The sequence below is a fragment of the Candidatus Stoquefichus massiliensis AP9 genome (assembly GCF_000455285.1).
In the GTDB taxonomy this organism is placed as follows: domain Bacteria; phylum Bacillota_I; class Bacilli_A; order Erysipelotrichales; family Coprobacillaceae; genus Stoquefichus; species Stoquefichus massiliensis.
In genome coordinates, this window is the sequence record NZ_HG005287.1 from 71,183 (window position 1) to 77,960 (window position 6,778).

The 6,778-nt window shown below is 32.0% G+C and carries 6 protein-coding genes; all 6 read right to left on the minus strand.

Annotation, left to right across the window (positions count from 1 at the left end; all coding sequences use genetic code 11):
* On the minus strand, positions 1 to 2,210 hold a 2,210-nt coding region (gene adhE, locus BN350_RS18630; RefSeq protein WP_044600198.1), incomplete at its 3' end, for a bifunctional acetaldehyde-CoA/alcohol dehydrogenase.
* A 138-nt stretch (positions 2,211 to 2,348) separates the two neighbouring features.
* Complete coding sequence (locus BN350_RS06315) at positions 2,349 to 3,290, minus strand: calcium/sodium antiporter (protein WP_028042839.1); 942 nt, start codon at positions 3,288 to 3,290, stop codon at positions 2,349 to 2,351.
* A gap of 111 nt (positions 3,291 to 3,401) precedes the next feature.
* On the minus strand, positions 3,402 to 4,685 hold the full coding sequence (gene brnQ / locus BN350_RS06320; protein ID WP_044600171.1) for a branched-chain amino acid transport system II carrier protein: 1,284 nt from the start codon (positions 4,683 to 4,685) through the stop codon (positions 3,402 to 3,404).
* An 80-nt stretch (positions 4,686 to 4,765) separates the two neighbouring features.
* Positions 4,766 to 5,518: a hypothetical protein gene (locus BN350_RS06325; protein WP_028042841.1), complete on the minus strand. Its 753-nt coding sequence runs from the start codon at positions 5,516 to 5,518 to the stop codon at positions 4,766 to 4,768.
* 113 nt (positions 5,519 to 5,631) lie between these two features.
* Positions 5,632 to 6,375 (minus strand): triose-phosphate isomerase, encoded by a 744-nt coding sequence (tpiA, locus tag BN350_RS06330; RefSeq protein ID WP_028042842.1) that lies wholly within the window; start codon positions 6,373 to 6,375, stop codon positions 5,632 to 5,634.
* Positions 6,376 to 6,389: 14 nt separating this feature from the next.
* Positions 6,390 to 6,778, minus strand: a 389-nt coding sequence (pgk, locus tag BN350_RS18635; RefSeq protein ID WP_044600172.1) for a phosphoglycerate kinase, incomplete at its 5' end; no start/stop codon positions are given.

A 6,778-nucleotide genomic window follows, 5' to 3' on the forward strand; every position in this document is an offset into this window, starting at 1 on the left:
CCTAAGAAAGCATTAGCGAATGCCATACCTGCAATTGTTGCTGCATTATGCATTTTTTCTCTTGCTTCAGGATCATTTTTACCATTCTTAACAGATCTTTCTAAATATTCAAATACTAACTTAACAGCTTGTTTAGCCCATCCATCAGTAAAATCAGATGCTAAGATTGAAACATATGCTTCAACTGCATGAGTTAATACATCAATTCCAGTATCAGCAGCAATAGAAGCTGGTAAACTCATAACGAATTCTGGATCTACGATAGCTACTGTTGGAGTTAAAGAATAGTCAGTTAATGGATATTTCTTATTAGCTTGTTTATCAGTAATAACTGCGAAAGGAGTCACTTCTGATCCAGTACCTGAAGTTGTTGGAATACAGATTAATCTTGCTTTCTTTCCTAATTCTGGGAATTTGAATGCACGTTTTCTGATATCCATGAATTTTTGTTTGATATCATCAAAGTTAACTTCTGGATGTTCATACATTAACCACATAACTTTAGCAGCATCCATTGAAGATCCACCACCTAATGCAATAATAACATCTGGTTGGAATTTTCTCATTAATTCAACACCTTCATTAACAGTGTCAATACTTGGATCTGGTTCAACATCAAAGTATAATTCTAAATCAACTTTATTACGTCTTCTCTTAATAACATCTTCAATTTTATCTACATAACCAAGATTGTACATACCTCTGTCTGTTACAATCATAGCTTTTTCCATGACTTTCATGTCTCTTAAATATCTAATTGAATTTCTTTCAAAATAGATTTTTGGAGGAAGTTTAACCCATTGCATATTGTTGTTACGTCTCCCTATTCTCTTAATATTTAATAAGTTTACAGCACTAACATTATTAGAAACTGAGTTGTGTCCATAAGATCCACATCCTAATGTTAATGATGGAATGAATGCATTATAAACAGAACCAATACCACCAAATGTAGATGGTGCATTTTCAATAACACGAATAGCTTTACATTTTAAACCAAATTCAACTGAAATATCATGATTTTGAGTATGGATAGCAGCTGAATGTCCTAATCCATTAAATTCAACCATTGCAGCTGATTTAGCAATACCATCTTCAGTAGAAGTTGCTTTTAAGATAGCTAAAACTGGAGATAATTTTTCTCTTGTTAATGGTTCATTAGGACCAACTTCTTTACATTCAGCACAGATGATTTGAGTGTCTTCTGGAACTTTGAATCCAGCTTGTTCTGCAATCCAAGTTGCATTTTTACCTACAACATTAGGATTTAATTTAGCTTCATTCACTTTATCAGTATAAGAAGAGCATCCAAACATGAAGTTTTCAAGTTTAGCTTTTTCTTCTGCATTAACCCAATAAACTTTGAAACGAGACATTTCTTCTTTAAATTCTTTATAGATTTCCTGGTCAACGATTGCAGCTTGTTCAGAAGCACAAATCATACCATTATCAAATGATTTTGATAAGACAATATCGTTAACTGCTCTTTTTAATACACATGATTTTTCTACATATGCAGGAACGTTACCAGCCCCTACACCAAGTGCTGGTTTACCACAAGAGTAAGCAGCTTTAACCATTGCATTACCACCAGTAGCAAGAATAGTCGCAATACCAGGATGATTCATTAATGCAGTTGTTGCATACATAGAACGTAATCCTAACCATTGAATACAGTTTTCAGGAGCCCCTGCAGCAATTGCAGCATCTCTGATAACTTCTGCAGCTTGAACTGAACATTCATATGCTGATGGATGGAATGAGAATATAATTGGGTTTCTTGTCTTTAATGAAATTAAAGATTTGAAGATAACTGTAGAAGTAGGGTTTGTTGTTGGAACAATACCACAGATAACACCAACTGGTTCAGCAATTTCAGTAACACCAGTTAATGGATCTTCATTAATAATACCTACAGTTTTTAAATGACGAAGATTGCTTGTTACATATTCACAAGCGAATAAGTTCTTAACTGCTTTGTCTTCAAAAACACCTCTACCTGTTTCTTTGACTGCAGCTTCTGCTAATACACCATGTTGGTCTAACCCAGCAACAGAACATTTTGCAACGATGTAGTCAACTGCATCTTGATCAAAAGATTCAAATTTGTCTAAAGCAACTAACGCTTTTTGAACGAGTTCATCAACATGAGCATCAATTTGTTCATTAGTTGGTTCTTCAACTTTTTTTACAGCTTTTTTTTCTGCCATTTTCTTTCCTCCGAAATATTAATTTAATTTACAATGTAAATATACTATATTCCTTGTGAAAAAACAAGCAAGATAATACATAAATCAAAATAAAAAGGCTTACATTTTCACTGTAAACCCTTTCTCTCGTGAATTTTTTTACAATATATACACTAAATAGCACACATATGATATTAACATTATAAAAGCACCATACTTTTTCAATTTCATATCTTTACCAATAAACAACATAAACATCATAACAGCTCCAATGGCTATAATCCCATCAATCAAAAATCCAGATGCAAATGCAATACCTTGAGGAGCAACTAATGAGGCAGTTCCTAATACAAATAAGATATTAAAAATATTACTTCCAATAATATTTCCAATTGCTATATCATTTCTTCCTTTAAAAGAAGCACTCACTGATGTCACTAATTCAGGCAACGATGTTCCAATAGAAACAATTGTTAAACCAATAATACGATCACTCACTCCAAAAGCCTCAGCAATTTGACTTGCGGCATCAACAGTTACACGACTACCAATCACAACACAAATGATCCCTAATACAATCATCAAAATTAATTTCCATATACGATCATCCTCTTCTAGTTCTGGCACATCATCAATAGAACTCTCATCACCATGCTTTGTTAAACGATACAAATAAAATAAAAATAATATGAAAAAAATCCAAAGTATCACTCCATCTAACCTAGAAACATTTCTATCTGTATATCCTAAAAATAATAGGACTATTGTAATGACTATCACAAAAGGCGTCTCAATAAAGAAAGTATTCTTCTTTACAACCAAATCCCCAATCATTCCTGCAACACCTAAAATCAACAATACATTTGCAATATTACTACCAATAATATTTCCAATAGCAATACCAGAAGTTCCCTGATATGATGAAGCGATGCTAACTGCCGCTTCTGGTGCACTTGTTCCAAATGCCACAATTGTTAATCCAATAACAATCTGTGGGATATGTAGTAAGGCAGCAACTTTTGATGACCCTTCCACAAAAACATCTGCACCCTTAATTAATAAAACAAACCCAACAATTAATAGAATAATATTTAATAACATATATCCTCCTTCATTCATAAAGAAAACAAGCCCTTTTCAAGGACTTTATTGATATGAGTATATCATATTTTCAACCAATTACAAGACAATCGACAAAACTAGAATAAATATCTATACTCTTTTACGAAAGAGTAAACCTATCAATATTCCAATCACAGAAAACAATAACCATCCTAACGAATAATCAAATAAAGGAATCTTATGTAAAAACGAAAAATCAAAGCCAATGATAGGTAAAAGTTCTAAAAAACTTCCTAATCCAGTTAATGAAACTGTTATTGGATACATATATTGATAGTGATGAATCCAAGGATCAATAAATGCTAAAACAATTAATATAATCGCAAGTGGATATAGTAAATTCAATATAGGTACAGATATCTTTAAAATCATATCCAACCCAATATTAGAAATCAACATGCTGACCAATGCAAAAATAAACGCCCATTTCCGATAACTGATCTTTGGCATAAGTTCATGAAAATACTCACTACAGCAGCAAATCAGACCAATACATGTATTTAAACAGGCGATGAAAAAAATCGCACCTAAAATCACCATTCCCATATCTTTAAACAAGTATTGTACAAAAGCCATTAATGTTTGTGCACCATTCATGTGATACCCATTGACACTTCCAGACAAACTTCCAATAATAATTAAAATAATATAAACACTAGCTAAACATATACCTGCAATAAACCCTGCTTTCATTGTTGAAATAACAACTTCCTTTGAATCAGTAATTCCCTTACTACGTATATTTAATGCAATAATAATACCAAAATTTAATGCTGCAATAGTATCCATTGTTTGATAACCATCCAAGAACCCTTGCACAAACTGCCCCTCACTATAACTTCCTGTAGGAACACCTAATCCCTGATTATCTATAAAGAAACACCCTAAGAATATAATCATAATTAAACTTAATAGCAAAGGACATAAAACCTTTCCCAAGCGATCTGATAATTTCTCTGGATTTAATGCTAAATACAATGCAACACTAAAGAAAACCAGCGAATAAATCAATTGTAATAGTGATGTTGCATATTGTCCGACAAAAGGAACAATAGTCATTTCATATGATGTGCTTGCTGTTCTTGGAATTGCTAGACAAGGTCCAATAGATAAATAAATGAATAATGTAAATATAGATGCAAAACGAGGATGAACACGAGTTGCTAAATGTGTCAAGCCATTTGATTTTGCAACAGCAATAACTCCTAATATAGGTAACCCAACAGCGCTTAAAATAAATCCTAAAGCAGCCAACCATGATGCTTGACCCGCTTGCTCACCTAAAAAAGGTGGAAAAATAAGATTTCCAGCACCAAAAAACATTGAAAATAATGTTAAACCTACCAACAATAATTCTTTCTTCTTTAATTTCATTATTCTATCACCGATGTTATATCATAACAGAATTATAAACATTTGAATAGAAAAATAGTCATAGTTTTCACTATAACTATCTAAACACCTATTTTCTCTTTAACATCATTATCACTTAAACCATCACATGATTTCATTAATTCAATTTCTTTTTCAAAATCTTCTTTTTTCTTTTGATTAAACTGAGAGTATTGCATACTTAATCCTTCAAATGAAATATCTTTAAATTCTTCATTTGTATAATTCGTTATTTTCTCTTGACAAATATAACCATCCTGATTAATCTTGATTTCATTTATATAGTAAATAATCTCTGGTTCTGTATCATTTTCTTGATAATACTGTTTTTGTTTAACTTTCATTGTGAGAATAATTTCTCCATCTTGATTTTTTCTAGCCACATCAAGAATATCATAATTCTTATCTGTAGAAATATCAGTATACATTGTTTTTATATCCCCTGTATAATCATGAATCACATTATATTTATATGACTCACTGTCAATCATAAACAATGTATGATAATCCTTATTATAAGCTATATTATAATTTAAACTTGTTATGTCACCATCCTCATATAAAGCTTTTGTTACAATCCCTATGCCATCCTCTAAATGATAATACTGGGTATAAGTATGACTATTAGAATCAGACGCTTCACTTTGATAAAATGTTGCATTTTCATTAAGATATTTTACAGCTTCAGTATATGTATCTTTTCCACTCAATCCACTATATAATGTTTTTTCTTCAGATTGAGTTGGTGTTTTAGATGTTCCACATCCAACCAATAAAATTGCACTTAATAACAATAATAAACGTTTACCTTTCATTTCAGTTCCTCCATAGTTATACTCATATATTACTCTTTTTTAGCTTTTCATGTCAACAAAACAATTCTTAAGAATTTCTTAAAAGAAAAGAACTACCGAAGTAGTTCTCATTATTAATCTAATGCAGCGATCATTGCTTTATATGAATCTTCAACTAAAGAAGCCCCACCAACTAAAGCACCATCAATATCAGGTTGTTCTAATAATTCTTTTAAACCTTCAGGTTTAACAGATCCACCATATTGAATTCTTACTTTATCAGCAACTTCTTGTCCATATAAATCAGCAACAACACTTCTAATATATGCACAAACATCTTGAGCAATCTCATTAGTAGCTGTTTTACCAGTTCCAATAGCCCATACTGGTTCATAAGCAATAACAGTTCTACTTGCACAATTTGGACATACATCTTTAAATGCAGCAACAGTTTGAGTTTTCACAACATCTTTTGTTGTTCCTGCTTCATATTCTTCTAAAGTTTCACCAACACATACGATTGGAGTCATATCATTTTTAAGAACTTGTAACATTTTTGCATTCACTGTTTCATCAGTTTCACCAAAATATTGTCTTCTTTCAGAATGTCCTAAGATAACCCATTCAATTCCAATTTCTTTCAACATTTCAACACTGATTTCTCCAGTATATGCTCCACTATCTTTAAAATGACAGTTTTCAGCAGCAATAATTAAATTTTTAGTTCCTACTTTAGCAGCTTGTAATGCCAAATATGGAGTTGCAATACCCCAATCAGCAGTATCTTTGACTGCTGGGTCAACAGCTTCAACAAATGCTTTTGTATCAGCAATTGTTTTATTCATTTTCCAGTTTCCTACGATAATTGGTTTTCTCATCTTCATTCTCCTAATTATTTATCATCAATTGCAGCAATACCAGGTAAAACTTTACCTTCCATGTATTCTAATGAAGCTCCACCACCAGTAGAAATGTGAGAAACTTTATCAGCATATCCTAATTGCATAACAGCAGCAGCACTATCTCCACCACCGATAATTGTATTTGCATCATCTAAGTTTGCTAATGCTTCACATACAGCAACTGTTCCTTTAGCAAATGGTTCCATTTCAAAGACACCCATTGGCCCATTCCAGATAACAGTTTTTGCTCCAGCTAAAGCATTTTTGATATTTTCAACAGATTTAGGTCCGATGTCTAATCCCATATATCCATCAGGTACATCTTCACCACATACTTTGATATCACCTTCAGCTGCAAAAGCATTATTGATTACAGAAT